We start from the raw sequence: 25922 nt of genomic DNA, 5'->3' as shown, positions 1-25922 counted from the left end.
TTCTCAGGCCCGGTTTTTGTTGCGGATCGAGGCAAATCGACCGACATTGAAAACTGTTATCATCGGGGCGGGCTTTTCGGGACTTTCGGCCGCCTGCTACATGGCACGCGCAGGGCACGAGGTCGTCCTGCTGGAGAAGAACGCCGCACCCGGTGGCCGGGCGCGCCAGCTGGTCCGCGACGGCTTCCGGTTCGACATGGGACCGACTTTCTACTGGATGCCCGACCTGATCGAGGCGTTCTTTGCCGATTTCGGGAAAACCCCCAAAGACTATTACGAGCTCCTGCGGCTCGATCCCTCCTATGAAATCGTCTTCGGTCCGGACGACCGGCTGGCGCTGCCTGCCGGGCCGCGTGCCGTCGGGGAGCTGTTCGAGCGGATCGAACCGGGCAGCGGGCGCTTTCTTTCGGACTTTCTCCGCTCGGCCCGCTACAACTACCGCGTGGCCGTCGACAAGGTGATCCATAAACCGGGGGACTCGGCGCTGGAGCTGCTCATGCCCGAGACGCTTGCGCGGGTGCCGCAATTTCTCCTCAGTCTCCGGCATACCGTCCGCCGCGGGGTGAAAGACGAACGCCTGAGGCGGATACTGGAGTTTCCGGCGCTCTTTCTGGGTGCCCGGCCGGATAATACGCCCTCGTTCTACCGATTCATGAATCATGCGGACATGGGGTTGGGCACGTGGCACATCGCAGGCGGCATGGTGCGGCTGGTCGAAGCGCTGAAACAACTGGCCGAGAGCCTGGGGGCGCGCATTCTGACCGAACAACCTGCCCGCGAGATCGTCGTTGCGGCGGATCGGGCCGTCGGCGTGCGGACCCCGCAGGCGTTCTTCGAAGCGGATACCGTCATTTCGAGCGCCGATTACCGCCATACCGAGCGGCTGCTGCCGTCGGCTTGCCGCAACTATTCGGAAATGTACTGGCAGCATCGCGTTTTCGCGCCGTCGGCTCTGATCTATTACATCGGTTTCGGCCGGCGCCTCGAACGGGTCAGCCACCATACGCTCTTTTTCGACACCTCCTTCGAGGAGCATGCCGCCAAGATATACGACTCGCCCGGATGGCCCGACAAGCCGCTCTTTTACGCCAGTTTTCCCTCGCAGAGCGATCCGACCCTCTGCCCGGCCGGTTGTGAAATGGCCATTATCCTGATTCCGACGGCTGCCGGGCTGCCGGATACGCCCGCCGTGCGCGAACGCTACTACCATCAGGTGATGGACCGGATGGAGGCGCTGACCCGTCAGAAACTGCGCGGACACGTCCTTTTCCGCGAGTCCTATGCCGCATCGGATTTCGTGCGCGACTACCATGCCGCCAAGGGCAATGCCTACGGCCTGGCCAATATCCTCACGCAGACCGCTTTCATGCGGCCCAAAATCCGCAACCGCAAACTGCCGAACCTCTTTTATACCGGCCAGCTGACCGTTCCGGGCGCGGGCGTTCCGACGGCCCTCGTCTCGGGCAAGCTGGCCGCCGGGTGTGCGCTGTCACGAATAGCAATTCCCTGTCCACATGAAACATACGATTATGGATCCACTCTACGATAAGGTCTGTTTCGCCGCGAGCCGCCTCGTGACCCGCCATTACAGCACCTCGTTTTCGGTGGGCGTGCGCTGCCTGGGACCCGAGATACGGGATGCCGTCTACGGGGTTTACGGTTTCGTCCGCCTGGCCGACGAGATCGTCGATACGTTTCTCGACCAGGACCGGGAGCGGCTGCTGGACGAATTCGAAGCCGAATATTACCGTGCCCTCCGACGGGGCGTGAGCACCAATCCGGTAATCCATGCTTTCTGCCGGGTCGTGACACGTTACGCAATCGACGACGAACTGGTACGGGCTTTTCTCCGCAGCATGCGTTGCGATCTGCATCAGTCGCGCTACTCGGAGGAAGAACTCGGGCGGTATATCTACGGTTCTGCCGAGGTCGTCGGGCTGATCTGCCTGCGGATTTTCGTGCAGGGCGATGGAAACCTGTACCGCGAACTCGAGCCCCACGCCCGCAGTCTGGGTGCTGCTTTCCAGAAAGTCAATTTCCTGCGCGATCTGCGAAGCGACAGCCTGGAACTGCACCGCCACTATTTCCCCCATCTGAAAGACGGACCGCTGACCGAGCGGACCAAGCAACTGATCCTCGACGACATTTACCGCGATTTCGCGCATGCCCAGGAGGGCATTCGCCGCTTGCCGGAGTGTGCGCGGCTGGGGGTCTATACCGCTTACCTCTACTATCTTTCGCTTGCCCAGACCATTGCCGCAACCCCCTCCGAACGGTTGCTGGACACGCGAATCCGCGTCTCGAATCTGCGTAAGGCGCTGCTGTTCGGCCGGGCCTACGTCACCCGTAAATCCCTGCGCGCATGGTGATACTGGTCGATACAGAGGACAATCCCATAGGAACGGCGTCCAAGATCGACGCGCACCGGCGGGGCCTGCTGCACCGGGCCGTCTCGGTCCTGCTGTTCAACAGCCGGGACGAACTGCTGATCCAGCGCCGTGCCGCCTCGAAATACCATTCGGGCGGTCTGTGGGCCAACTCCTGTTGCAGCCATCCGGCGGTAGGGGAGCCGGTCGCCCGGGCCGCCGAGCGGCGCCTGCGGGAAGAACTGGGCATTTCGGCCCGGCTTCACCACCTGCGGACGTTCATTTACCGGGCCCGGCTCGACCGGGGGATGGTGGAGCACGAACTGGATCATGTTTTCGTGGGACGGAGCGACCGGGTTCCCGCGCCCGATCCGGCCGAAATTTCCGACTGGCGCTATGTCTCCTTGCCTTGCGTTTGCGAGGATATGCGGCTGCATCCCGAGCTTTATGCGGTTTGGTTTCGGATCATGCTGTGCGGTTACGAACACGGGGAGCGATGAGAACGGCAATCATAGGAGCCGGAATCGGCGGACTGGCAGCGGCCATCCGCCTGGCCGCCGCAGGGGACGAGGTGACCGTCTGGGAGCAGAACCCCGTGCCGGGCGGGAAAATGGGGGAGTTGCGCCTGGGACCCTACCGCTTCGATACGGGGCCCTCGCTGTTCACCTTGCCCGAACTGGTCGGCGAGCTTTTCGCGCGCTGCGGCGAGCGGATGGAAGATCGCCTGCCCGTGCGCAGGCTCGACGCTTCGTGCCGCTACTTTTTCCCCGACGGGAGTGGATTCGTATTCTACGACGACCCGCAACGCCTGTCGCACGAGCTCGCGCGGCAGGGGATCGACGGCTTTCCGGCTATCGCCAAGCGGCTCGAAGCGGCCCGCGAGACCTACCGTCTGAGCGCTCCGGTATTTCTCTTCAGCAATTTCCACCGGCTTTCGAATTTCAATACGCCGCCCTATCGGGCGATCGCTTCGAAATTGGGCCGCCTCGATTTTCTGAGGACCATGCACGGTGCCGACCGGCGCGATTTCGACGATCCGCGCCTCGTCCAACTCTTCGACCGTTACGCGACCTACAACGGTTCGAGTCCCTACCGCGCTCCGGCCACGCTGAACATGATCGCGCATTTGGAGCACAACCTCGGCGCCTGGTTTCCCGACAACGGCATTTATTCCATCGCCGAAGAGCTCTGTGCGCTCGCCCGACGGCAGGGGGTGCTGTTCCGCTTTTCGTCGCCCGTCGAGCGGATCGTCGTGAAGCAGGGCCGGGCCGTCGGTTTGGTGGTCGGCGGCGAAACGCTCGGCTACGACCGGATCGTTTCGGATGTCGATGTCCGCGGCCTCTCCGAGCGGCTTCTTCCGGAGCATCCCCTGCGAAAACGGCTGCATCGGGCCGAACCCTCCTCTTCGGCCCTGATCTTTTACTGGGGTATGGCGCGGCGGTTCCCGCAGTTAGGGCTGCACAACGTCCTCTTTTCGGCCGACTACCGGGCCGAATTCCGGCACCTGTTCCGTGCCGGCGACATCGCCTACGATCCGACCGTCTACCTGTTCATCAGCTCCAAGGTCGTGGCAGGGGATGCTCCCGCGGGGTGCGAGAACTGGTACGCGATGGTCAACGCTCCGGCCGACCGCGGGCAGGACTGGGCCCGGATCGTCGCACGCACGCGCGAACGGGTACTGCAAAAGATCGGCAAGATGCTCCATACGCCTGTCGAAGACGCGATCGTGACCGAGAAGATTTGCACGCCGCCCGATATAGCCGCACAGACGATGAGCGCCTGCGGGGCCCTCTACGGCACCTCGTCCAATTCGCCGCTGGCGGCGTTCCTGCGCCATCCCAACTCGCTCCCATCCATCCGCGGGCTCTATTTCGCGGGCGGCAGCGTCCATCCCGGAGGCGGCATTCCGCTGTCGCTGGCCAGTGCGAAGATCGTGTGCGACGAAATTGCAGCCGGAAGATGACCTGTGCCGAACACATACGGACACTGGAACCCCGAATGGCCGGGATTTTCGCCCGCTTCTATGCCGTGGGACTGCTGCTCTGGCTGCTGCCGCCGACGCGCCCCCTGTTCGTGGCGATCACCTCGCCGTCGCTGCTGCTGACCGTCGCCACCGCGTTCGTTTTCCACCGTCGCTGGAACGGGCGGACCGTCGTTTGGTTTGCTTTTATCGTAATCTCGGCGTTCATGCTTGAGTGGGCGGGCGTGCATGACGAGCGCCTTTTCGGTCGTTACGCCTACGGACCCGGGCTTGCGCCGATGGTGGATGGGACACCCCTGATTATCGGGCTGAACTGGCTGTGGCTCGTCTATGCTTCGCACGATCTGGCGGCCCGCGTGGCGAGCGGGCTGGTTTTACGGATCGTGGCGGGCAGCCTCTTCATGGTCGGCTACGACCTGGCGATGGAGTGGGCGGCCCCGGCCATGCGCATGTGGCGATTCGATACGGACTACGCGCCGCTGCGCAATTTCGTCGTATGGTTCGCGGTGGCGCTCGTTTACCAGAGCGGCTCCGAAGCGCTGGCTCTTGAAAGCGACAACCGCCCGGCCCGCATCCTGTTCTGTTTGCAAATCGCTTTCTTTGTCTTAATCGGTCTTCTTTCGCAACTCTTTCCGCTGTGATTCCCGCCCGTCATACCCCTTTCGGCCGGCTTGTCGCCGGTGTCTGCGCAGGTCCGCTGCTCGACCGTGCGTTCCGCGAGGTGCGCATTCAGGACCTGGTCGAGGACCCCGGTTTGCCCGTTCTGATGCTCGCCAACCATTTCAGCTGGTGGGACGGTTTTATCCAGTACCGGATCGACCGGATGCTCTTTCGGCGCAAAATATTCGCCATGATGCTGGAAGAGCAACTGCGGCAGCACCGGATTCTGGCCCGCTGCGGCTGTTTCTCGGTCCGCAGGAGCAGCCGCAGCATCCTCACGTCGCTCGACTATGCGGCTGATCTGATGCGCTCGGCAGAAAACATGCTGCTGCTCTTTCCCCAGGGGAAGATCGAGAGCATCCACCTCGCAACGCCCGGTTTCGGGAGCGGGATCGATTACCTGCGGGAGCGTATCGGATGCGACTATGCCATTCTTCTGAACGTCAATCTCCCCGACTACGGTTCTGAGCGCAAACCGACGCTCTACTGCTACCTGCGGATACTCGACGGCCCGTCGGCCGGCGACGGACATGCACTCCGTGGGGAGTGGGAGCGCTTCTACGCCGATTGTAAAAAGCGTCGGACGGAGGCCCTATGATCGTCCTGGGCTGGATTTTCTTCGCTTTCGGGCTGGTGCGCCTCGCGGTCGGTTTCGTAAACTGGGCGAGCAGACCCTACCTGCCCCGGAGCAGGGAGCTGTTCGCGCCGCAATCGGAGGTGTCGGTGCTGATACCGGCCCGCAACGAGGAGCTCAATATCGGTCATCTGCTGCAAGACCTCGGCCGGGAGCGCGCCGCGATCCGTGAAATCCTCGTCTACGACGACCATTCGACCGATGCAACCGCGTCCATTGTCCGGCGCTTCGCCCGGAAGAACCCGCTGGTGCGGCTGCTCCCTGCCGAGCCCCTGCCGGCCGGCTGGCTGGGAAAGAACCACGCCTGCCACTGCCTCTCCCGCGAGGCTGCGGGGCGTTACCTGCTTTTTCTCGATGCGGATGTCCGCATCCGCGGACAGGCGGTTGCGCGTGCGTTGGAGTACGTGCAGCGGACGGGTGTCGAGCTGCTGTCCGTTTTCCCGCACCAGCTGATGCCCGATCCCGGGACGCGGATGGCCGTCCCGCTGATGAACTGGATCTTGCTGAGCCTCTTGCCGCTCGACGCTGTTCGCCGGGCACCGCAGGAGGCGCTCTGTGCGGCCAACGGGCAGTTTCTCTTTTTCGAAGCGGCCCTCTACCGCACCGTGCAGCCTCATCGGAAATTCCGGGCGGCGCCCGTGGAAGACATGGCCATTGCCCGCGAATACAAACGCTGCGGCCATCCGGTCGCCGTGCTGCTCGGGTGCGGCGATGTCGAGTGTACCATGTATACGAGCCTCGGGGATGCGGTGGCCGGGTTTTCAAAAAACTTTTTCAGTTTTTTCGGCGGCAGCGAATGGCTCTGCTACCTCTTCGTAGTCGCCACCACGGCGGCTCCCTTTCTTGTTTTTCTCTTTTTGGGGACGCTTCCCGGCCTGATCTACCTTATCGTAATCGTTTTGATCCGCATCTTCGTGAGCCTTGCAAGCCGCCAGTCCGCCCGGATGAATGTGCTGCTGCTGATTCCGCAACAACTCGTCCTGTGGCGGATCGTTGTGAACGCCTCCGTCCGCAAACGGAAAAGGCGTCTGCTATGGAAAGGTCGCAATATTTACATCGAGCAGTAGGGTGTCGCCTTGAAATCGGCCGCATTTTCCTATCTTTGTCTCGGATAAGAAATTTTTGCGTATCTGTCTGAATGACAGCGTTGAGTAGTGAGAAAGAAAGTTGTTGGTAACGATTTAGCGACCATGTAACTGCGCTGAACTGCTGCGCTTTGCATCTCGTCAAACAACTCTATGCAAATATACATCAAATATCGGATATGGCAAAAGATTTCCATATATTTGTGGACAACAATACTCTTTTATTATGGGAACCTCGATTTTTGAAGACGCTGTAAAGGCTTACGCCAAATATTGTGAGAGGAATGGTTATATATTTAGCCAGCCGAATGAACAATTGTCTATGGTAGGGCGTAAATATGTCCATCTGGAGAATACCAACGGAAAGTTAGCTAAATATGAAATAGCGACCAAGAAGATTATAACCAACGATAGAAAGCAGGCTTAAAACCTGCTTTTATTTTTATCGTCCTTTCGTCTTTTCCCCAACAACGGTATAACCATATTAAGGCTCCCTGCTTCATTTAGAAACGGAGAGCTTTTCTTTTTTTCAGGTCGGGATTCCCCGATCCATAGCTGCGAATAGTGCAGGCACTATTCTTACTTTCTCGAATCTGCCTAATAATTCGTTTACCTCCATTTTTGCTGTCTTCCCATCGTATCGTGACGTCGTTACGTTGCAGGTGCAAAGGTGTTTACGAGGTCTTCACGGACGTACAAGGTCGAGCCTTGCGGTTTGGCAAAAAATCTTCCCTGCGCCCTGCGGTTGCGAGGTATTTTTCGTCAAAACCTTGTACGTCCTAACCTCTACACCGAAAAGCCCCTGAAACGAAACGACCGATACGACCGAAAGACGCATAAAAAAAATGTCGGATAAACGAGCGGCAGATTAGGATAAGAAACTCACTCCCTCCACTCTCAAATCCGCATTAGATTCAAAAACAACAATAGTTATGAAACCAATTAAGATTATCAAAACAGTATTACGCGCCCTTGTAGCCGTTCCGTGTGCCATTTTTCTTTGGGTGGTGTATTTCACCGTCGGAATGTTTGAAGCCCTGATAAGCGGCGTGTTGCAGATTGTGTGGGGCATCGTCCTGTTCGGTTTTTCCCTCGTGTGCATCATCGGAGTTTTTGTTTGGATATTAACGCTTTAATAAGATAGAATATGAAACGATATGGAAAGACAGTAGCACAGCAATGCAAGTATTACAAAGTGGGAAACATCTTCGAGTATATGGTGGAAACCTATCTGAACGGCAATATCAGCACGTTTAAGGCACTCTATAAAGAATTATGCGGGGAAGCGAAGCGGGATTTTATACAATACGCTTTTAGCGAGGTTCATCCTCAATACCTGCAAGAGATTATCGTGGCGACCGTGCGATAAAACACTCCAAAAACAAGAGTATTAACAATCAAAATAACAGCATTATGAACGTAACGATTGAATCCTTTTTCTGCTCTTATAGCGCAGAGGTTACGGAGGCTTACTTCCGACTGATAAATACCATCCTTTTCGCCGTCGATGAAGACGGATTGCGACGAGGTATCGAACATCTGAAAACCCAAATCCCGCTCGACGATTATTTCGTGTACGGCTTCGGTGCTCATCATCTATGGGTACACCAGCGCAAGGCCAGCGACCGGACAAAGTATTTTGAGTGCAGACTAATGAAAGCGGAATTTTAACCCCTCAAACAGACAGGACAATGAAAACGAAGATGACAGTAAACGGCGTGTCGGTTTGCCCGACAGGAGAAGAAAGACACGAGTATTTCACCCCTGCTTTTGCCCGCAGGACGAGGAAGCAACTTTGCCAATACGACTACCGCCATACGGACAGCGAACTGTTCTCCTGCGTCGCACCCACATTGGAGGAGTGCCGCAATAAACGAGATAGATGGCTGAATAATAGAAACAATAAATAGAATGACTTATGAAAACGACAACAGCAAATTACGAAACATTGATAGTAACTTTCACAGAGCCGATCCGCTCATTGGATTACATTTTCGACGACGCAGAAGCGTGGGGCGCGGCTTCGCTCAAAGAATGGATCGACAGCTATGAAAGTACCCGTTTCACGCCGACGGACGACCGGACGGCAGTCATTACCTCCGAATACAACATGGACTGCGTGAGAGAGTGGCTCGAACGTTATATGCCTATTGGCAGTCTTGTTTCAGCTTAATCCCCAATATTAACCCCATAAATTCGGAAGCCATGAAACCTATACAGGAATATACCAAACAAGAGAAAATAGCGGCCATATTGGAATACAATCCGTGCCGGACAGAGCGTAACGCAGTTTTGCGTTACCTCTTGGCCGTCCGCAGGGACAACGCCGAGGAGATTGCCTATTTCGAGGGCTTCGGCGACAGCGTGCACAAAATCATCCTGAACGTGCGGACATACGAACGCGGCCTGCTGTTCGGCTATACTGCCAAACGGTTCGACAAGTACGGTTGGATTCGGGGTATGCTCCCTATTGTGGAGCGCATCGAGTTGGATATACTTAACACAATCCATATCGGGCAGTCGATAGACGGAACGTATGCCGTTACGGTCGATTGGAGTACGGGCGGCGCAGGCGGTGGCAGTCATCCGTCGGTGTGGGACGAGCCGATAGCCGATTACAAGGAAGCGGTAAAACGAGGCATTGCTGAATTGGAAAAACGATATGCCTATGCGTGGGAACATATTTCCGACAGTTGTAACTACAACGCCCGGAAAATCCGGCAACTTACGGCCAAACTCAAAGAGGTTAAGCGGCACTATCTGGAGCCGAAACAGCTATCCCTGTTCGATTGCGCCTGAACCCCTTGATTAAACGAAGCCCTCCGGCGGCTCGAAGCTGTCGGAGGGCTTTCTCATTTCTGTTTGCAAGCCGGATTAAATCGGGCGTAACTTTTCCATATCCCGCCACATGCGGCTCTTTTCCCCTTTGACCGTCGCAAGGTTTTCAAAGATGATTTGCTTGGGCAGCACCTTGTGGCAAAAGTAGCTCGAACCGAAGAAAACGGCGTTCTTGTCGGAGTAGTGGATGCGCTTGTCGAACAGAAGCATCTGCATTTCCCGCTGCTTGAACAAACGGCAGGGAGCGTTGCTGTTCAGCCATAGATTCGACAGCAGGAGGGCGAACGGCTTTCCCAGCGTAAGACAGCGTTCCACGACCTCCTGTTTGCGGCTGAACGGCGGGTTGGACACGATGATGTCCCACCGCTGCGGCTCATACTCGAAGAAGTCCTGCCCCGTGAAGATATGCGAATACTCGACCTTGTAACCCGCCTCTTTCAAGGCGAGGACAAACTCGCTGTTTTCGGTATCGAACGGACACCAGACAACGGCGTTCCGGGGCAGGTATTTGATGATCGGCAGCACCGCATGATGCGGTGTGTACTGCTCGTCGCCCTGCGGACGTTTCTTGTATCCGGCATAAATCATTTCAGAACCTCCTCTTTTTCTTCGTTCTCGTTGTTGAAGCTGAAAGACAGTTCGGTGCATTGCCCGAAGTTGTCCTCGACGTAGATGTCGATGGTCTGCTGATCCGACGAGGCGGAGGTGTAGTAGAGCCTGAACACCTCCCGTTCGAGCGTGTAGCGGTCGTTGGGCAGGAACACCGTGCCGTCGTCCATGCGCAGCTCACCTTTGCCGTCGGGTTGGAAGTAGCGGATCGTGTACCGCGCCTCGTCGTAGCGGCCTGCGCGTTTGAGTTCGCACCGTATCTCGGCGGTTTCGCCCCGCACGATTCTCTCCTGCACGGGCATCGTTTCCACCGTGAACGGATATGCCTGCTGAATGTCCACCTCGTTGTCGCAGGAGGAGAGCAAACAGGTTACCATGCCGATGAAAAGAAAAAATCCCGTTCTTATAAAGCTGATACTTTTCGTCATAATCTGTTTTTTACTGATTTGTTGTTCGTTACTTTTTCACTCAATTTCATTTGTAGATGCTCGTTCAGGTCTTTGCTTCCGGCATATACACCCGAACAATCTACTGCTCTTTCCTTGTACCGGGCACGCAGGGCTTCAAACGTCCTCCGTCCGGCCTCGTCGTTGTCCAGATAGCAGTTTATTTTCCCGTATCCGTCCAGATGGCGGAACGCTCTGGCAAGGTTGCCGACCGAATTAAGCACCACCGCATCGTTTCCTTTGGAGAGGCCGAGCGTCGCGGCGGAAAGGAAGTCGAAGAAGCCCTCGAACACGTCGCAGGCTCCCGTCGGGCTTTGCTGCCGCGACACAAGGGAGATGTCTTTCGGCGGTATGCACCCCTTGAACTGCCTGCTTCGCAGCTCCCATCCTCCGGCCACGTTCGGGAAGCCGATAGCGAAATACGGTTTCCCATGCACGCGGTAGCTGACTTCCCGACAATGCCGGACGGCCACATCGGGCGGTATGCCCCGCTCGGAAAGATAGCCTTTCAGTACGTCGTAGGCCAAAGCCTTTTCCTCGACCTGCTGGAATGCAGGCTCCGACACCTTTTCCCGGACAGGTGGCGGCAGGCCGACCGGAACGGACACCCCCGCCGCCGTGTCCGAGATATAGCGCGTCTGCGCAAGAAAATCCGTGCTGCGGATCAGCTCTCCGGCAAGGGTGAAGATGTCGCCGCCGCGTCCCAGACCGAAATCGAACCATATATTCCTGTCGGTATTCACTTTGAACGAGGGCGTCTTTTCCTCGCGGTAAGGGGCATTGTACCACAAGTCGTTTCTTTTCTGCCACACCGGATTGCACCCCAGCCGTTGAAGAAAGACGCTCAACGGCAACCGACGCATTTCCTCTATGGTCATATCAGGCCGTCAGTTGATGATGAATTTCAGCCCTATGCCGTATTGCGTATGGAACCGTCCCGTCGAGCCGCCCCACAAGCACCGCTCGCGCACGTTCACCACAAGGGCGATGCGGTCTGCGAGGTAGGCTTCCGCTTCGAGCGACACCGCCCCGCCGTAGATGAACGCATCCTTATCCGTGAGGCGCGAGCCGTCGAACAGCACCTTGTCGCCCCAATTCACCGTTTCGTACCCCGCGAGTGCGGAGCCGCCGAGGTAGAGAAAGAAAATCTTGCGGGCGTCGGAGAGGAAGTTGTAGTAGAACCCGCCCTCCGCCGTAAACTGCGCCGTCGGAATCCGTGTGCCCTTGTAGGGGTTGTAGCGTTGCAGGTACTCACCGCCGAACACCCACTTGTTGCCGCCTTTGGTATAGGACGCCAACGCCGCTCCGACGTAGTAGCCCGCATCGTTGCGGTTGGCGTGCGAATAGAACCCGTCGGCCATGCCGCCCCGAAGCTCGATGCCCCGCATCTTGGGGAGGCATCGTTGCGCGTCGGCCTGCCCCGTAAACAGGGCAAGCGACGCGACGAGAAGAAACAAAAACCGCTTCATGGTTACTGCACTTTGAGTTCATTGATGACGTTGGCACGCACGAGGTCTTCGTTCTCGATGGTGAACGACTGATGGCGGCCTCCGTTCTTTTCGTTCAGCTCCACGACGAGGCACTTATCGTCGGGAATGGTGAATTTCTCCATCGTGAACACCGTGCGCTCGTCTTTCTTTCCGGCCACGCGCGTAGCATAGTTGTAGGCACGCAGGGGGAAGATCACCTGCTCCTGCATGGCGGTACGCTTGGCGACTTTTTTATCGACGATTTTGAACGTGACGAAATCGACGTCGAACGGCACGTTGGAGCCGTTCTTGATCTGCGTGTGGAAATAGAGCAGCCCGTTGTGGGTGTAGATGCCTTTGAGAAGATACTGCACGCCGAACCGCTTGCAGCCGATGTGCTTGACCTCGCGCTTGTCCTGCTTGTGGATGGACTTCATAATCAGACGCACGAGCAGCGGCGATTCGCTTCCCAGCTCCGTCAGGTACACCTCCATTGCGTTATTCGGGCGGTTCACCGTGCTGCCGTCATGGATGAAATCGTGCATCTCGACGTTGAGCAACAGCGGCTCCGTGGCATAACGGACGTTGAACGTGTAGAACGAGCCGTCCTCGGTAATGACCGACATATTGGTTTCCGCCCGGAAATCGCGCACGGTAGCCTTTACGCGGATGACGTTCTCCGCGCCGTCGGCCTTGCCCGCGATCAGGTTCGGGGAACCCAGATCGACGTAGCGCACTGCCGCCGGAAAGATGACGTGTACGGTCTTGTCGTAGGTTACCTCCAGCCCGTGCGGAGGGATCATGCGGTCGAACGAGAGCTTGCGCGTGAGGCCGTGAAAGAGGTCGCCGTCCTGCTCCGCCTGCGGATAGACCTCTTTGCAGAGGGACACGTCCTGCGGCTGCTCCGCCGCCTCGACGGTCTGCACCTGCGCGGCGTTCTGTTCGTTCGTTACTTCCTGCGCGTTTACCGCGCCCATGCCCAGCGTGAGGGCGAACATCATTACAAAATACTTTTTCATTTTACTGTGGATTTAGTGGCGGGGTTAAGAACCCCGATTTGTGAATAAATAAATGGTTACTTGTTGCTGCTTCTTCTAATCTTCCGGTTGGTAAAGCATGACCTTATACCCGGCTTTCAGATGCACCTTGACGGTGCGCATCTTCTTTGCGATATACTGGCTCGTGCCCTGAATCAACCCTTTGCCGAGGTCGGAGGCGAGCTGCGCCCCTGCATCGGTGGAGATGTTGATGCTGCTGCCGAGCGACGAACCCATGTTGGCCGCGACCTCTTTGGCCGCACTCACCTCCATCGAATTGGGGATGAAGATGCCCTCCTGTCCGTCGCTGTCGAAGACCGTCAGCTCGACGGGAATAATCGTCCCGCGATACTCCAGCGAGGTGATGTCGATACCGAGCCGCTCGCCCTGCACCCGTGCCGCACCCACGACGACCGTATTACGGGGGATGCGCATTCCGGCCACCTGCATCGGCTCCAGCAGCCGCAGGCGGACGGCCTGCCCGTCGGTGATGGTCTGGTTGCCGTGTACGCACGCCGGAATGGTGTTGCGCCCGGCTGCCGCCGCGCTTCCGATAGCCGTATGGAATCCGAAATTGCGTTCGGCGGTCTGTGCCCTGACGAACTCGCTGTCGGCCATCGGCTGCGCGAGCGTGGATACGACACGTTCCTCGACCTGCCCGACGGGTTGCGCCACCGCCTTGCCGTTGCGCACCGTCTTTTTGTCCTCCTCCTTATCGGCGGCGGTCGGCTGTTGCGCCGTGCCGCCCTGTCCGGCAGGCATATATTTCGCCGCCAATTCGTAGGACTTTTCGAGCAAGGCCACTTGGTCGTCGAGCGTGGAGCCCGACGGCTCCCCCTGCCGCGCCATGATTGCCTCCAGCTCTTCGATACGCTCGCGCAGCTCCTCCTTTTCGGGATCGTCTTTCGGCGGTTCGTAAAAGCTGCCCAGCGTGCGGTTGATGTTCTCGTAAGCCGCCGCTGAGGAGCGGATCGGCTGTCGCGGGGAGCCGCCTCCGTAGGAGCGGGCGGGTTGCTGCGGCGTGGGATTCAGCAGGTCGAAATCCTCCGTTTTTGTTTCGGCTTCGTCGTCCTTGTCCGAAAACAGGGCGGCGAGGTCGTTCATCTGTGCCCGCCGTTCTTTCTGCTTTTCCTCCAGCCGCGTCAGCTCGTAGGCGGTACGCTTGTCGGCGATGATGCCCGACTGGGCGGGCAGCGGCATTTCGGTGTTGAAACCGATGCCCTGCTGCGCCTCGTCCTTATCCTTGTCGGAGGGTGCGAAGATCAGCCACATGGAGCCGATGAAAAGCAGCCCCATCAGCGGGTACACGAGCATCTTGCGGCGTCGCTGCCGCTGCTCCTCCGTGAGCGGCGTTTCAGGCTTCCCCTCTTTCGGGGAGGCCGTGGGATTGCGGTTCTGTTCTTTCTCTGTCATAATCGTAATGTTTATAAGGGTGGATACTGTCCTGCTTTTGGGGCAGGTTGAATTGCCTGATATGCTCGATCTCTATCTGCCGCCCGTTCTCCCTGCCGATTTGGTAGAGTGCCGCCCCGAACGTAAAGAGGGCGCAAAGGGCGAAAAAGGTGAAGATCACCAGCACGACGACGATTTTCGTGCGCTGCGGGAGGGCTTCGAGCCGGACGCGCAGCCGCTCGTCCTGCCTGTCCGTCCAATCGTTGATACGCCTGATTAACTTTCTCATAGGCTTATCTCTCCAATGTTTGCAGGTCGCGGTTTTCCAGAATCGTGAAGCCCTCGATGGTAAACCCGTTCGGATTGTCGTCCGAACGCGAGGCGTTGAGCAGGCGGCACGATGTTACGAGGCTGCGCTCCGTGACGTTGCTCTCGCGGATAATCATCTGCCGGGCATAGGTGTTCACGCGGTAGGGATAGCGGTCGAAATCGCAGACCACCGAATCGACCTGCAACACCTGATTGATGTTGCCCGCGATGATGCGGTTGTAATAGCCTTTCTCGGAGAAATCCGAGTAGTAGTTGTAGGCACTCTTGTCCGAGAGCAGCAGGGCGCGTTTGATGTTGTGCTCGATGGCACTCTTTTCGGGCGAGAGGGTGAAGAACAGCTCGTGAAAGCGGCGCACATGCTCGCGGGCTTCGGCGGGACGGTTCTGCGCGAGGTCTTGCGAGAGGGCGAGCATCAGCGACTTGCCGCCGTCGAGCACGTAGATCTTCTCGCGCTGCCGCTCGGCAAAGCGGTAGGAACTCCACACCGAATACACCACCACGAGGGCGCAGAGCGCGAGGAAGACCATTCCGAACAGACGAATCTGCCGGAACGAGGATTCGATATTTTTCAATGACTTAAATTCCATCTTGTTACTTTTTATAGGTTATTTTCGTTTGATAAGCCGTCCGACGGTATGGTTCCATGCGGCCTCACCCGCATTCACTCCCGCACGTCCGGCGCGTCCGGACATATTTCCCGCAGCGGCTCCGGCCACGCCGCCCGCGATACCGGCTCCCCGTCCGGCGAGCTGCGTCACGGCACGTCCGTAGCTTCCCGAACCTCCGGCCTGAATGATCCAGCCCGCGACGGTCGGAATCGTGAAATACCCGATAATGCCGATAATCAGGAACACGATATAGACGCCGTTGGAGGCTTCGAGCGAGAAATTCGGGTTGTTCTGCAACTCCGAAATATCGCTCTGGAGCATCAACACCTGAATCTTCGCCAATATGGTACTGAACAGGTCGGCCACGGGCAGCCACAGGTAGATTTGCACGTAGCGGCACACCCACTGCGTGAGCGTGGAGTGAAAGCCGTCCCAGACGGAGATGGCGAACGCTATGGGGCCGAGAATCGACAGGACGATCAGAAAGAACGTCCGGAGCGTGTCGATCAGCAGCGCGGCAGCGGCGAACAACAGCTCCAGCACCTCGCGGAAAAAGTCGCGTATGGACTTTTTCATGTTGTACATGCCCCGCTCGATATACATTCCGGCCATCGTAATCATGTCGCCGGGCGACCAGCCCAATTCTTCTAACTGGCGGTCGAACTCCTCGTTGCTGACCAGATAGGCCGTTTCGGGGTTGCGCATCATCGCCTCGTATTCGAGCTTGTCTTTCTGCTCGCGGTACTTGTTCATATCCATCGTCTGCGTTTCGAGCATCCGGTTCGTGCCCTGCACGACGGGGCTTAACACCCCGTTGATCGTGCCGAGGACGAACGTCGGGAAGAACATAATACAGAATCCCACGGCGAAAGGCCGCAGCAGGGGGTACACGTCGATGGCTTCGGCGCGGGCGAGCGACTGCCACACGCGCACGGCCACATAGAACAGCGCACCCAATCCCGCGATGCCTTTCGCCACGCCCGCCATGTTGGAGCAGAGCGGCATCATCTCGGAATAGAGCGAGCGCAGGATGGCGTGCAGGTTGTCGAACTCTATGGTCATTAACATCATAAGCGTTTCAGGTTATGGTTACCAATAGCGTTCGTTACGGCTGCCGTAGAGAGCCAGCACCCTGTCCATGTCGTTCTTCTTGCGCGAGCGCAGGTAGCTCACCGAGATGTTCTTGTTGGTGTAGTACATCACCAGATTGCGGTATCGCCGCACCCGGTTGTAGCACCTGTCCACCACGTCCATGCGCTCCTTGTCGGTCATTTGCAGGGTGGTGATGTTCACCACGTCTTTCATCTCTTTGAGGATGTTGTTGCTCTCCTCCAAGAGCTTCGTATAGCCGAACGCAATGGCCGACAATTCTTCGGGCGTGTAATTCTCGTCGCGGAGCATAAGCTGGAAATTCGTCACGTAGATGTCCGAGATGTCCCCGATCAGCAGGATGGTGTTCCTGACCTTGATAGCGTCTTTGACGAGGTTGTTCACCGATTTGAGGGCATCGTAATATTTTTTGCCCTGCTCGTAAATTTTCACCGTTTCCTGAAAATTGCTGACCATGTTGGCCGCCGTCTTCGAGGTGTGGATGATGTTTTTCGAGGCATTGATAATGCCTTGCGCGAGGTTGCCCGGATCGCTGACAACCCACTGCGCCCGCGCCGTGCCCGCAAGCAGCAGGCACGCGCTGAAAAGCATAAGGATTCTTTGTTTCATTCTCTTGTGGATTTAGTGGTGGTTATTGTTTTTCGCTGGCGCGGGTGTAATCACCGTGCGGCGAAAAGGTCAGCACGTCCGTCGCCTCGTTGTAGGCGATGTCGATGCGGTAGCCCGTATGGATAAAGAGGTTGCCCTCCTCCTCGCGCAGCAGGTAGGTTTCGGGCTTCAGACGGCGGCGGAGGCCGCTGCGCTTGAACACCGTAACCTTGTAGGCGTCGCCCTCGCGGAAGATCAGCACGTCGGGCTTGCCCTGTACGCTCACCCAATTGCCGCAGAGCTTGCTGCAATCCGTTTCCTTTACCTCGGTGCAGGCTTGCAGCATCAGAGCCGCCACGCCCACCAGATAGCCGCTCAACGTAAGCAGCCGTTGTTTATTGATACTCATATTCTTTCTTGATTTAATGATGATTAATTCTTACTCCGGCGACGCTCGGCAAGCTGCCGGATCGCCGCCTCGATGTCGCCGCCCAGCTTCTCGGCAAGGGCATAGACCTCCATCTTTTCGGTTTCTTCCGTCGTGAACGCCAGATATTCCTCGGCACTAACTTCGGTGGCATAGACCGCCGACTGCGTGCCGCCCAGCCCGATCCACACCTCCTTGTAGAGCCGTGACGGGTGGTTGGCCATGTTGATGGAAAGGATTTGCCCTTTCTCCTTGTCCGTCAGGCCGAGCAACGCCTGTATCTGGTCGAACTTGTTCATGTATTTGCGCTGGTCGAGCAGGATTTTGCAGTCCGAATTGTTGATGATGGATTCCTTGACAATCGGCGAGGCGATGATGTCGTCCACCTCCTGAGTAACAACCACAGCTTCACCGTAGAACTTACGAACCGTCTTGTAGAGGTACTTGATGTAGGAGGCCATGTTCGCCGAGGCGATGGCTTTCCACGCTTCCTCGATCAGTATCATCTTGCGGATGCCTTTTAGACGGCGCATTTTGTTGATAAACAGCTCCATGATGATAATCGTCGTCACCGGAAAGAGAATCGGGTGATCCTTAATCGCGTCGATCTCGAAGACGATAAACCGCTTTTGAAGCAGGTCTAACTGTTTGTCGCTGTTCAGCAGGTAGTCGTACTCTCCGCCGCGATAGTACGGCTCCAGCACATTGAGAAAGCCCGCGAGGTCGAAGTCTTTTTCCCGCACTTTCTTTTCCTCCAGCACGGCGCGGTAGTCGGTTTTCACGAACTCGTAGAACGTGTTGAACGACGGCTCCACGCTTGTATCCCGCTTGATGCGCTCGATGTAGAGCGCGACGGCATTCGAGAGGGCGACCTCCTCGGCACGGGTGGCAGGCTCGGTGTCTTTCTTCCAGAGCGTGAGCAGCAGCGTTTTGATGCTCTCCCGCTTTTCGATGTCGAACACCTTGTCGTCCGTATAGAATGGATTAAAGGCTATCGGCGTTTCGTCGGTATAGGTAAAGTAAACACCGTCCTCGCCGCCCGTCTTGCGGCGGATCATCTCGCACAACCCCTGATAGCTGTTTCCGGTGTCGATCAAAACGATATGCGTCCCCTGCTCGTAATACTGCCGCGTGAGGTGGTTGGTGAAAAAGGATTTCCCCGAACCGCTCGGCCCCAAGATGAACTTGTTGCGGTTCGTGATAACGCCCTTTTTCATCGGCAGGTCGCTGATGTCCAGATGCAGCGGCTTCCCCGTCAGCCTATCGACCATCTTGATTCCGAACGGCGAGAGGGACGAGCGGTAGTTGGTTTCCTCGGTAAAGAGGCATACCGCCTGCTCGATAAACGTGAAAAAACTCTCCTCGGCGGGGAAGTCGGCCTCGTTGCCCGGTATGGCCGCCCAAAAGAGCGTCGGGCAGTCGGTCGTGTTGTGGCGCGGGGTACACTCCATCGCAGCGAGCTGCGAACCCGTGTCGTTCTTGATGCGTTTCAGCTCCTCCCGGTCGTTCGACCACGCCATGACGTTGAAGTGGGCACGGACGGAGGTAAGGCCGAGGCTGTGGGCTTCGTTCAGGTACTCGTCGATCCACTCCTTGTTGATTTGGTTGGAACGCGAGTAGCGCGAGAGCGACTGCATATTGCGGGCACTTTTCTCGAACCGCTGCAAATTCTCCTCGCTGTTGTCGATCAGCACATATTGGTTGTAGATATGGTTGCACGAAAGGAGCAACCCCACGGGCGAGGCGAACGACAGGCGGCAGTCGCTCCGGTCGGTCGAGAGCTTCTCGTAGCGGGTGTCGGTCGCCACGGCGGAGGGCATATCCTCCGCATCGGAAAGCGTATGCAGGCAGAGGATGTTGTCGCCCACGCGCATCTCGTCCGCAGAGAGGGCGATGTCCTGCAAGCAGGTCGTATTTTCCGGTGAAAGAGAAAAGTATTTCTCCACCAATCCGGCTTCGGTCGCCGTTCCGGTAATCTCGTCCGAGGTCAGGCGGCGCAGGCGGATGAAGCCCGAATCGTTCATGATGCGCTCGAACTGCTCCGTGGCCTCGATGAATTTCGCCGCAGCGTCCTTGTCGCGTATCTCTTTGGGGACGATGTGCCCCCGGCAGAGCGTGTTCCAATTGCTCTGTCGGCGGCTCCGCTCTTTGGTCGTCTTCGTCAGGAACAGGTAGCACGTATGGTCGAGGTACGGTCGCTCGTTGAAATGCCGCTCGAACGAACGGCTTAAAAAACTCATGTCTTCCTTGTGCAATTCAGGTTTATACTCCTCGCGCACGAACCAATCCTGCTTATGCACGATGCTGAAATCGGGCAGCACGCGGATCGCCTTGCACCACGCGGCGTGTATGGCCTCGTACTCGGCGGAGGTGACGGTGTACAGCTCCGGCAGCTCCACCTCGAACGCCACCGTGATGTCCGCGTCTTTGGAGAGGATGCACCCCTCCTCGACGGCCAGCAGCGGGAATTTCGATTCGAGCGTCGTGGCTTTAAGTGTATTTCTCATTCTTCTTCTTTTTTTAGGGTAAAAGTCGGTGCAAACCGAGCGGAAAGCGAATCTATTTGCTTTTCCGAGGTGCAGCCCGACTTATGGAATAATCGGGTGATACGGCGGCGGTTCAGGAGGTATCGGGGACGGCTGCGCTGTGCGCCCAGCTTCATCAGTCCGTGTTCGCCGTACCGGGCATTCAGGGCGAATGTCTGCCACACCAAGATGGAGGCCGACACCACCCCGAAGCCGATACAGAACCATTGGTTGATACCAACCATGTAGAGGATGACGAACAGGACGAACAAGGCGAGCAGACCTCCGCAGAAAATGAAAAGGTACTGCGCCTTTAATCCCTTGAACTCAACCGAGCGGCCGATCCCCTTGTTGATAGGGTATTCTGCCATAGCTCGCCGCGATTAGAGGAAGAACGAACGCAGGATGGTTGCCGCCACGATCAGGAAGATACACGCGCCGAACCACGAGGCGGCGGTCTTCGACGTGTCGGGATCGCCCGACGAGAACTTGCCGTACACCTTGACGCCGCCGATCAATCCCAGGACCGCGCCGATGGCGTAGATCAGCTTCGTGGCCGGATCGAAGTAGCTGGTTACCATGCTTGTAGCTTCGTTGATACCCGAAAGGCCGTTGCCCTGTGCAAAGGCCGAGGATGCAGCCATAAGGAGGGCTGCGGAAAAAGTCAGTGCAAAGCGAGAGCAATGCGAAAACTTGTTTTTGCGATTGCCGAGCTGCCGCCTGATTTGGCGCAGCAAAATAAAATGTTTCTTCGTCATAAATTGTTCTTGAATTGTGCCGGGCGGTTGGATAGGCCGCCCGGCGGGTTGATACTGATTTTTACTTGTGGATTTAGTGGTCTGCTTTTTCTGCGGGAGCAGCTACCCGTACTCTTTCTCTTTCATCGCTTGTTCGTTTTTAATCGTTATACAAAATCCCGAATGTCGAACCCGGCCACATCCTCCGGCGCATCGGTTCCGTTTGGGAGTTGGAGTGCTACCGTCCCCGCATCCCCGCTATTGGAGAGCGGCTGACTTAAATAGTAGTCCATTAACCCCGCTATTTTCTCCCCGACGGAGGTGGAGCTGTTCACGAGGCGGTCGAACAGCTCCGTTCCCTCGATTCGTCCGAAAACCTGTCCGGCCTGTCTGCGCTCCGCTTCGGTCGCCGAGGTGTCGGCGGCGGTTTTCACAGCCCGGTCGATCTCCTCGAAGCTCACGCCGGAGGCGTAACCCGCATGACCTGCCGCGAGCGGCATCTCCTCGTCCATAGCCTCCTCCGGCTCGTCGTCGTCCTCGTATTCGAGCGGTACGTCGGGAATCTCCAGATGCTCGAACGCCTCGTCCAGCTTGTCGTCGGGAATACGTGCCGACGCCTCTTTTCCGGTTTCGGGGGCGAATGTAGGCACATTTCCAATCGGTTTTTCATTTCCGCTTTCCGTGGCAGCTTGTGGCGTCGGAATGGCATCGTTTGGCGTTGTCGGCTTCATGCGGAAGCTGCTTTTGCCCACAATATCCGGCACATCGTCCGTGCGTGTCGGCGGCGGAACTTTCGCCTGCGGCGTCGGTCGTTTCCGCTGCCGTTTCTCCCAAAGCAGATACGCCGCCAGCCATACGCCATAACCTGCGAGCAGGCATACCAATAGTGTTTCCATCATCAAATCAAATTTTCGAGTTGTTTTTTATACAGTTCCTTTATCTCGTCCTTATGCTGTTCCAGATGACAGGCGAGGACGGTATCTATATATCCGCCGACGGTTATCTCCTTGTCGGAAATGATATTCACGATGCGGGAAATCTGGTTGTGTATTTCCCGGCTGATATAGACGCATTGGCGCGTTTTGATCTCGTTGCGTTTGAGGAATGTCGCCGTATAGTCGGCATTCTGCCGTTTGCGGCGGCCACTCTCTTTCGGCGGTTCCGCTGGGGTGGCGGATTGTTCCTGCTCCGCTTGCGGGGCGGGTGCAGCCTCCTGCGGTTGCGACTGTACGCTGCCGTCCTGCTTGCGCCTGCCGATGGAATCCAACAGCAGGGCTTCGTCTATTGCTTCGGTAGCTGCTTTGCGACTGCTCATAGGCATTAGATTTTCATGATGGAACAAATCTCCTCGGCGAGTTCCTTGATGTTGCTGCCTTTCATCAGGGCATTGTCCATCGGGAAGATCGTCGAGCGGAATATGGCTTTGCGCTCCTCCGACAAGTCGCGGCGGAAACGCTTGCTATCCGGCAGTCGCGTTTCCAGCATGGGGATATTCATCTCGTCGATGACCTGCCGGTAGAGGTCGTATAATTCGCTCTTTTCGCGCCCGTCCACCATCGTCCAGAACAGATGCAACCCTTTGGTCTTGGCAATACCCGTCGTAATCAGGTTTTCATGGAACAGGGCGGCGAATTGCAGGGAGCTTTCGACCACGAGGCGGTCGGCACTGATGGGCGTGAAAATGTAATCCATTTGCGAAAGCGTTTTTACCACGCCCTCGCTTTTGAGCGTCCCCGGCAGGTCGAAGAAAACGAGGTCGGGTTTTGTCGCCTCCTCACGCAGCATCTTGTCGGCGTCGTCGAGCGCATCCACGGCATTGCTCGCAATGACGGGATAGGCTTTTTTCTTCACCCGCCGGAAATGGTCGCAGGCAAGAGCCTTGAAATAGGTGCTCTCGCCGATCACTTTGATTTCCCGCGCCCGCAGGTCTGCGATGCTGTTCTGCGGAGCGTCGCAATCGACGACCGCCACGTTGTAACCTTTCACGTAATGGAGGTAGCTTGCCGTAAGAACGGTAAGCGTCGTTTTCCCGATGCCGCCTTTCTGGGTGGCGAATGCAATAAAGATTTCCTTACTCATGGTTTCACTTTTTTAAGTTATTGATTCATTATATCCGTATGTTTCCGGTTCATTACTTACCCGCAGATTCATGGCTTTACGTACCTGTTGCACCAGCGATTGAACGGCATACGTAAGTATGGCCGTGAATCGGGGAAGCAGTACGACAGCACGACGATACGACGGCAAATCCGTAAATCTGTACGACACCGCGTCCTTGCCGCATCGACTACCCGAACCGTCGGTGAGGTATGGCGGCACGGGTTCACTCCGGTAAATCCGTAGTGCTTCAATCCGCTGTTTCTTCCGTTCCATAATTCTATCGTTATTCAAATCCATGCGGCAAATAAACAAGGAAAAAACGGCACTTGTACCGCTTTGGCCGCAGGTGGCAGCTTGTGGCGTCGGAATGGCAGCGTTTGGCGTTTTCGGCCCCGGAAAAGCAGCCCCCGAAGCCTCTACCTTTGCCCCCAAGCGACAGGGCGCACCACGGGCTTATAGCTGCGGCGTGTGATCGGTTCCCCCGCAATCCGTCTTCGGACGGATTTTTATGTTCGTCAGAACATAGCATCCTAAGTTAATATGCAAGTAAAATGGAGAAAAAATGAATAATAACAAACACAATATAATCTTATCTCCTAATAAGGGATTTAATTCTTGTCGAAAAGGTTCAGGTTGTATTTTCTTTGTGCTCGTCGGGATGAATGATCTTGTCCCTTGCCGCACTGCTCTCCAGCCGATGAGTTTTTATATTGTGATGTTACCCAACGGCGTATCTTTTAATATCGACAAACGGAGTTCCTCGTTTTACTACAGCAAAAACACGAGCAACCAATTTATTCCTTATTATATTGATAATAGCCATTTTAGATTTTCCATCGGCTTGTCTTCTGATATAATATTCACGCAGTTCTGTATCAAAGTGAATAGCTGTCATAGCAGCCAAATGCAACATCCTTTTAACTTGCTGGTTGGCAATAGAACTGACTTGTGTTTTTCCATATACGCTCGTACCGGACTGAAACTCAAACGGAGCAATGCCAGAATAACATGCAAACTTTCTCCAGTTATCAAAACGAGTGAAATTATAGGTATATACAATCAAGAAAGATGCGATGACAAACCCAATGCCTTTGATGGTTGTGATCAGCTCGAACGTCCTCCGTAACTGTTCATTTTCTTTAATGATGGCTTTTATTGCTTGTTCCATGTTGTTGATTTCAGCTTGTAAAGAAATTATTGCATTTTCATAGGAAGAAAACAATACAGGGAAATCTTCCTTCTGCATAACTCTCAACATTTCATTTCGAGACACAGCGTATCCTTTCATATTTGTTATTAGCCTATCTCTTAAGGTCAATAGAGAATGTATTTTACGGATATCGGTAGCAGGAAGCCTTGTTGTGGATATTTTGTCACTGAACCGATAAGCAAACTCGGCAATACGCTTGGAGTCAATGCGGTCATTTTTACCTCTGGTAATGCCTAAAGACCTTTTGATCTCTAAGGCAGGAACCATAGCAAAGGGAATCTGTTGTGCTTCAAGGAACATAGCTAATGGCAACGAATAAAGACCAGTGTGTTCAAAACAAATCAATACGGTATCCAAAGAATGACCGACTTGTTTTATTAGCCATTTGACAAATAACTCAAATCCAACGGATTCGTTCTTAAACTGTTTGTGAGTGTAGATTTCTCTAACAAAGACATCAAAACTCAACTTTGAAACATCAATGCCAACATAATTTTCAACCACCATGATTACTTAAACTTTTAATTAATAATTAGTTGCATGCAGCTAAAGCCATTAACAGACCTTAAGTCTAAAATCCTAACTGGTTCCGTGCAACGAAAAAGTAGCGTACAGGGACAAATGCTATGTGAAGGTCGTAAACCTGGCAAGGTGTTATGTTCACCCCGTAGCTACTTTTCAAATATAACTTTATAATAATATTAATGATTACGACAAGCCACAATGCGATCTGCTGACGTTGAAGAGCTTTGCTCTTTCATTACTGCAAAGTAATGGCAAGGTGTGTATCGAGTAACTCGATACTTTTCGGGTTACTCCCGAAAACCTTGCCCTTGCAGGGGGCGGGGCTGTCCCTCCGAAGTCGGGCAGCCCAGATCTCGAACCTGCGGTTGGTCGGGGTGTGGTGGCTTATGTCGCGCAACCATTAAATCCACAGATGTATGAACGGAAAAAGAAGAAATGTCGGGGGCAAACCGCCTAAACCCGACAAGGCCAGCCACCAAGTGATGGTGCGCTTCACGGACGAGGAATACGCCCGGTTCCTAACGATGTACGAGCAGTCGGGCGTCTATGCGAAAGCGGTTTTTATCAAAGCCCGCGTCTTCGGAGCCGAATTTCGCGTGCTGAAAGTCGATAAAACGCTCGTCGATTATTATACCCGCCTCTCCTCCCTGCACGCTCAATACCGTGCCGTCGGGGTGAATTACAACCAGACCGTGAAGGAGTTGAAAAGCCGCTTTTCGGAGAAAAAGGCGATGGCTTTGCTTTTCAAATTGGAAAAAGCGACGGTAGAATTGGCCGCTTTGAGCCGCCAAATTCTCGACTTAACCCACGAATTTCAGCAGCAATGGTTGCCAAAATTAACGTAGGAAACTCCCTTTACGGGGCGTTGGCTTACAACGGCGAGAAGATAAACGAGGGGCAGGGACGGTTGCTTGCCACGCACAAAATCTTCGACGAGGGGACGGGACGGCTCGACATCAGGCAGGCTGCGGAGGACTTCACCCGCTACCTGCCGGAGCAGCTGCGCACGTCGAAGCCCGTGGTGCATATATCCCTCAATCCGCATCCCGACGACCGTCTGACCGATGCGGAGCTGACGACTATTGCCGAGGAGTACCTCGCACGGCTCGGTTACGGCAACCAGCCCTATGCCGTGTTCAAACACGAGGACATCGACCGCCACCACCTGCATATCGTAACGCTCGCGGTGGACGAGGCGGGACGCAAGATCGGCGACAGCTTCATCCGTCGCCGCAGCAAGAACAT

At 55.9% G+C, this 25922-nt stretch carries 34 protein-coding genes; 16 read left to right on the top strand and 18 right to left on the bottom strand.

Features of this window, described 5'->3' with window-relative positions:
• Positions 1 to 46: 46 nt before the first annotated feature.
• The 14 genes from ACMQ11_RS06545 to ACMQ11_RS06480 all read left to right on the top strand — a co-directional run bounded on the left by ACMQ11_RS06545 (position 47) and on the right by ACMQ11_RS06480 (position 9525).
• On the top strand, positions 47 to 1549 hold the full coding sequence (locus tag ACMQ11_RS06545) for a phytoene desaturase family protein (protein WP_418991959.1): 1503 nt from the start codon (positions 47 to 49) through the stop codon (positions 1547 to 1549).
• Positions 1530 to 2369, top strand: coding sequence for a phytoene/squalene synthase family protein (locus ACMQ11_RS06540; RefSeq protein WP_418991958.1), 840 nt, complete (start codon positions 1530 to 1532; stop codon positions 2367 to 2369). Before ACMQ11_RS06545 ends, ACMQ11_RS06540 begins: the two co-directional genes overlap by 20 nt.
• On the top strand, positions 2363 to 2866 hold the full coding sequence (gene idi / locus ACMQ11_RS06535) for an isopentenyl-diphosphate Delta-isomerase (RefSeq protein ID WP_418991957.1): 504 nt from the start codon (positions 2363 to 2365) through the stop codon (positions 2864 to 2866). The genes ACMQ11_RS06540 and idi overlap by 7 nt, the downstream gene beginning before the upstream one ends.
• Positions 2863 to 4329 (top strand): phytoene desaturase family protein, encoded by a 1467-nt coding sequence (locus ACMQ11_RS06530; RefSeq protein ID WP_418991956.1) that lies wholly within the window; start codon positions 2863 to 2865, stop codon positions 4327 to 4329. Before idi ends, ACMQ11_RS06530 begins: the two co-directional genes overlap by 4 nt.
• The gene (locus tag ACMQ11_RS06525; RefSeq protein WP_418991955.1) at positions 4326 to 4988 is read left to right on the top strand and encodes a carotenoid biosynthesis protein; all 663 of its coding nucleotides are present in this window, start codon (positions 4326 to 4328) and stop codon (positions 4986 to 4988) included. The genes ACMQ11_RS06530 and ACMQ11_RS06525 overlap by 4 nt, the downstream gene beginning before the upstream one ends.
• The gene (locus ACMQ11_RS06520; RefSeq protein WP_418991954.1) at positions 4985 to 5605 is read left to right on the top strand and encodes a lysophospholipid acyltransferase family protein; all 621 of its coding nucleotides are present in this window, start codon (positions 4985 to 4987) and stop codon (positions 5603 to 5605) included. Before ACMQ11_RS06525 ends, ACMQ11_RS06520 begins: the two co-directional genes overlap by 4 nt.
• Positions 5602 to 6708 carry a glycosyltransferase family 2 protein gene (locus ACMQ11_RS06515; protein ID WP_418991953.1) on the top strand — a complete coding sequence of 369 codons (1107 nt, stop codon included), beginning with the start codon at positions 5602 to 5604 and terminating at the stop codon, positions 6706 to 6708. The genes ACMQ11_RS06520 and ACMQ11_RS06515 overlap by 4 nt, the downstream gene beginning before the upstream one ends.
• Positions 6709 to 6952: 244 nt before the next feature.
• The gene (locus ACMQ11_RS06510) at positions 6953 to 7153 is read left to right on the top strand and encodes a hypothetical protein (RefSeq protein WP_418991952.1); all 201 of its coding nucleotides are present in this window, start codon (positions 6953 to 6955) and stop codon (positions 7151 to 7153) included.
• A 505-nt stretch (positions 7154 to 7658) separates the two neighbouring features.
• Entirely contained in the window at positions 7659 to 7862 is a 204-nt protein-coding gene (locus ACMQ11_RS06505) for a hypothetical protein (protein ID WP_418991951.1), read from the top strand.
• A gap of 11 nt (positions 7863 to 7873) precedes the next feature.
• Entirely contained in the window at positions 7874 to 8095 is a 222-nt protein-coding gene (locus ACMQ11_RS06500) for a hypothetical protein (protein ID WP_418991950.1), read from the top strand.
• Positions 8096 to 8139: 44 nt separating this feature from the next.
• A complete protein-coding gene (locus tag ACMQ11_RS06495; protein WP_337757996.1) occupies positions 8140 to 8397 on the top strand; it encodes a hypothetical protein in 258 nt (85 codons plus the stop codon).
• A gap of 20 nt (positions 8398 to 8417) precedes the next feature.
• Positions 8418 to 8636: a DUF3873 family protein gene (locus ACMQ11_RS06490; protein WP_418991949.1), complete on the top strand. Its 219-nt coding sequence runs from the start codon at positions 8418 to 8420 to the stop codon at positions 8634 to 8636.
• Positions 8637 to 8644: 8 nt separating this feature from the next.
• On the top strand, positions 8645 to 8899 hold the full coding sequence (locus ACMQ11_RS06485; protein ID WP_418991948.1) for a DUF6956 domain-containing protein: 255 nt from the start codon (positions 8645 to 8647) through the stop codon (positions 8897 to 8899).
• A 32-nt stretch (positions 8900 to 8931) separates the two neighbouring features.
• Entirely contained in the window at positions 8932 to 9525 is a 594-nt protein-coding gene (locus ACMQ11_RS06480; RefSeq protein WP_418991947.1) for a hypothetical protein, read from the top strand.
• Positions 9526 to 9600: 75 nt separating this feature from the next.
• Here ACMQ11_RS06480 and ACMQ11_RS06475 read toward each other — a convergent pair whose 3' ends face one another.
• The 18 genes from ACMQ11_RS06475 to ACMQ11_RS06390 all read right to left on the bottom strand — a co-directional run bounded on the left by ACMQ11_RS06475 (position 9601) and on the right by ACMQ11_RS06390 (position 24659).
• Positions 9601 to 10152, bottom strand: a complete 552-nt coding sequence (locus ACMQ11_RS06475) for a tRNA (adenine-N(6)-)-methyltransferase (protein ID WP_418991946.1) — start codon at positions 10150 to 10152, stop codon at positions 9601 to 9603.
• The gene (locus ACMQ11_RS06470) at positions 10149 to 10601 is read right to left on the bottom strand and encodes a DUF3872 domain-containing protein (RefSeq protein WP_418991945.1); all 453 of its coding nucleotides are present in this window, start codon (positions 10599 to 10601) and stop codon (positions 10149 to 10151) included. The genes ACMQ11_RS06475 and ACMQ11_RS06470 overlap by 4 nt, the downstream gene beginning before the upstream one ends.
• A complete protein-coding gene (locus ACMQ11_RS06465; protein WP_418991944.1) occupies positions 10598 to 11497 on the bottom strand; it encodes a toprim domain-containing protein in 900 nt (299 codons plus the stop codon). Before ACMQ11_RS06465 ends, ACMQ11_RS06470 begins: the two co-directional genes overlap by 4 nt.
• Before the next feature lie 9 nt (positions 11498 to 11506).
• The gene (locus ACMQ11_RS06460; protein WP_418991943.1) at positions 11507 to 12088 is read right to left on the bottom strand and encodes a conjugal transfer protein TraO; all 582 of its coding nucleotides are present in this window, start codon (positions 12086 to 12088) and stop codon (positions 11507 to 11509) included.
• Positions 12089 to 12090: 2 nt separating this feature from the next.
• Complete coding sequence (gene traN / locus ACMQ11_RS06455; RefSeq protein WP_418991942.1) at positions 12091 to 13107, bottom strand: conjugative transposon protein TraN; 1017 nt, start codon at positions 13105 to 13107, stop codon at positions 12091 to 12093.
• 75 nt (positions 13108 to 13182) lie between these two features.
• Positions 13183 to 14538 (bottom strand): conjugative transposon protein TraM, encoded by a 1356-nt coding sequence (gene traM / locus ACMQ11_RS06450; protein WP_418991941.1) that lies wholly within the window; start codon positions 14536 to 14538, stop codon positions 13183 to 13185.
• Positions 14480 to 14806 carry a TraL conjugative transposon family protein gene (locus ACMQ11_RS06445; protein WP_418991940.1) on the bottom strand — a complete coding sequence of 109 codons (327 nt, stop codon included), beginning with the start codon at positions 14804 to 14806 and terminating at the stop codon, positions 14480 to 14482. Before ACMQ11_RS06445 ends, traM begins: the two co-directional genes overlap by 59 nt.
• A 4-nt stretch (positions 14807 to 14810) precedes the next feature.
• Positions 14811 to 15434 carry a conjugative transposon protein TraK gene (traK, locus tag ACMQ11_RS06440; RefSeq protein ID WP_418991939.1) on the bottom strand — a complete coding sequence of 208 codons (624 nt, stop codon included), beginning with the start codon at positions 15432 to 15434 and terminating at the stop codon, positions 14811 to 14813.
• 18 nt (positions 15435 to 15452) lie between these two features.
• Positions 15453 to 16511, bottom strand: coding sequence for a conjugative transposon protein TraJ (gene traJ / locus ACMQ11_RS06435; RefSeq protein ID WP_418992056.1), 1059 nt, complete (start codon positions 16509 to 16511; stop codon positions 15453 to 15455).
• A 33-nt stretch (positions 16512 to 16544) separates the two neighbouring features.
• Positions 16545 to 17156 (bottom strand): DUF4141 domain-containing protein, encoded by a 612-nt coding sequence (locus ACMQ11_RS06430; protein WP_418992055.1) that lies wholly within the window; start codon positions 17154 to 17156, stop codon positions 16545 to 16547.
• A gap of 40 nt (positions 17157 to 17196) precedes the next feature.
• On the bottom strand, positions 17197 to 17562 hold the full coding sequence (locus tag ACMQ11_RS06425; RefSeq protein WP_418991938.1) for a DUF3876 domain-containing protein: 366 nt from the start codon (positions 17560 to 17562) through the stop codon (positions 17197 to 17199).
• A gap of 23 nt (positions 17563 to 17585) precedes the next feature.
• Positions 17586 to 20087, bottom strand: a complete 2502-nt coding sequence (locus ACMQ11_RS06420) for a TraG family conjugative transposon ATPase (protein ID WP_418991937.1) — start codon at positions 20085 to 20087, stop codon at positions 17586 to 17588.
• Entirely contained in the window at positions 20084 to 20476 is a 393-nt protein-coding gene (locus ACMQ11_RS06415) for a DUF4133 domain-containing protein (RefSeq protein WP_418991936.1), read from the bottom strand. Before ACMQ11_RS06415 ends, ACMQ11_RS06420 begins: the two co-directional genes overlap by 4 nt.
• A 12-nt stretch (positions 20477 to 20488) precedes the next feature.
• On the bottom strand, positions 20489 to 20749 hold the full coding sequence (locus tag ACMQ11_RS06410) for a DUF4134 domain-containing protein (RefSeq protein WP_418991935.1): 261 nt from the start codon (positions 20747 to 20749) through the stop codon (positions 20489 to 20491).
• A gap of 260 nt (positions 20750 to 21009) precedes the next feature.
• The gene (locus ACMQ11_RS06405; RefSeq protein ID WP_418991934.1) at positions 21010 to 21492 is read right to left on the bottom strand and encodes a hypothetical protein; all 483 of its coding nucleotides are present in this window, start codon (positions 21490 to 21492) and stop codon (positions 21010 to 21012) included.
• Between the two features lie 248 nt (positions 21493 to 21740).
• On the bottom strand, positions 21741 to 22157 hold the full coding sequence (locus ACMQ11_RS06400; RefSeq protein ID WP_418991933.1) for a DUF3408 domain-containing protein: 417 nt from the start codon (positions 22155 to 22157) through the stop codon (positions 21741 to 21743).
• 5 nt (positions 22158 to 22162) lie between these two features.
• On the bottom strand, positions 22163 to 22921 hold the full coding sequence (locus tag ACMQ11_RS06395) for a ParA family protein (protein ID WP_175636718.1): 759 nt from the start codon (positions 22919 to 22921) through the stop codon (positions 22163 to 22165).
• Positions 22922 to 23660: 739 nt separating this feature from the next.
• Positions 23661 to 24659 carry an IS110 family transposase gene (locus ACMQ11_RS06390; RefSeq protein ID WP_418991932.1) on the bottom strand — a complete coding sequence of 333 codons (999 nt, stop codon included), beginning with the start codon at positions 24657 to 24659 and terminating at the stop codon, positions 23661 to 23663.
• Between the two features lie 434 nt (positions 24660 to 25093).
• Between ACMQ11_RS06390 and mobA the strand changes: the two genes are divergently transcribed.
• A complete protein-coding gene (gene mobA / locus ACMQ11_RS06385; protein ID WP_418991931.1) occupies positions 25094 to 25522 on the top strand; it encodes a conjugal transfer protein MobA in 429 nt (142 codons plus the stop codon).
• On the top strand, positions 25501 to 25922 hold a 422-nt coding region (locus ACMQ11_RS06380), incomplete at its 3' end, for a relaxase/mobilization nuclease domain-containing protein (RefSeq protein WP_418991930.1). The genes mobA and ACMQ11_RS06380, both read left to right, overlap by 22 nt.

It is taken from the genome of Alistipes sp., assembly GCF_048465575.1.
Classification (GTDB): domain Bacteria; phylum Bacteroidota; class Bacteroidia; order Bacteroidales; family Rikenellaceae; genus Alistipes.
The sequence above is the reverse complement of the archived record's forward strand: the minus strand, read 5'-3'. Positions and strand labels throughout refer to the sequence as shown.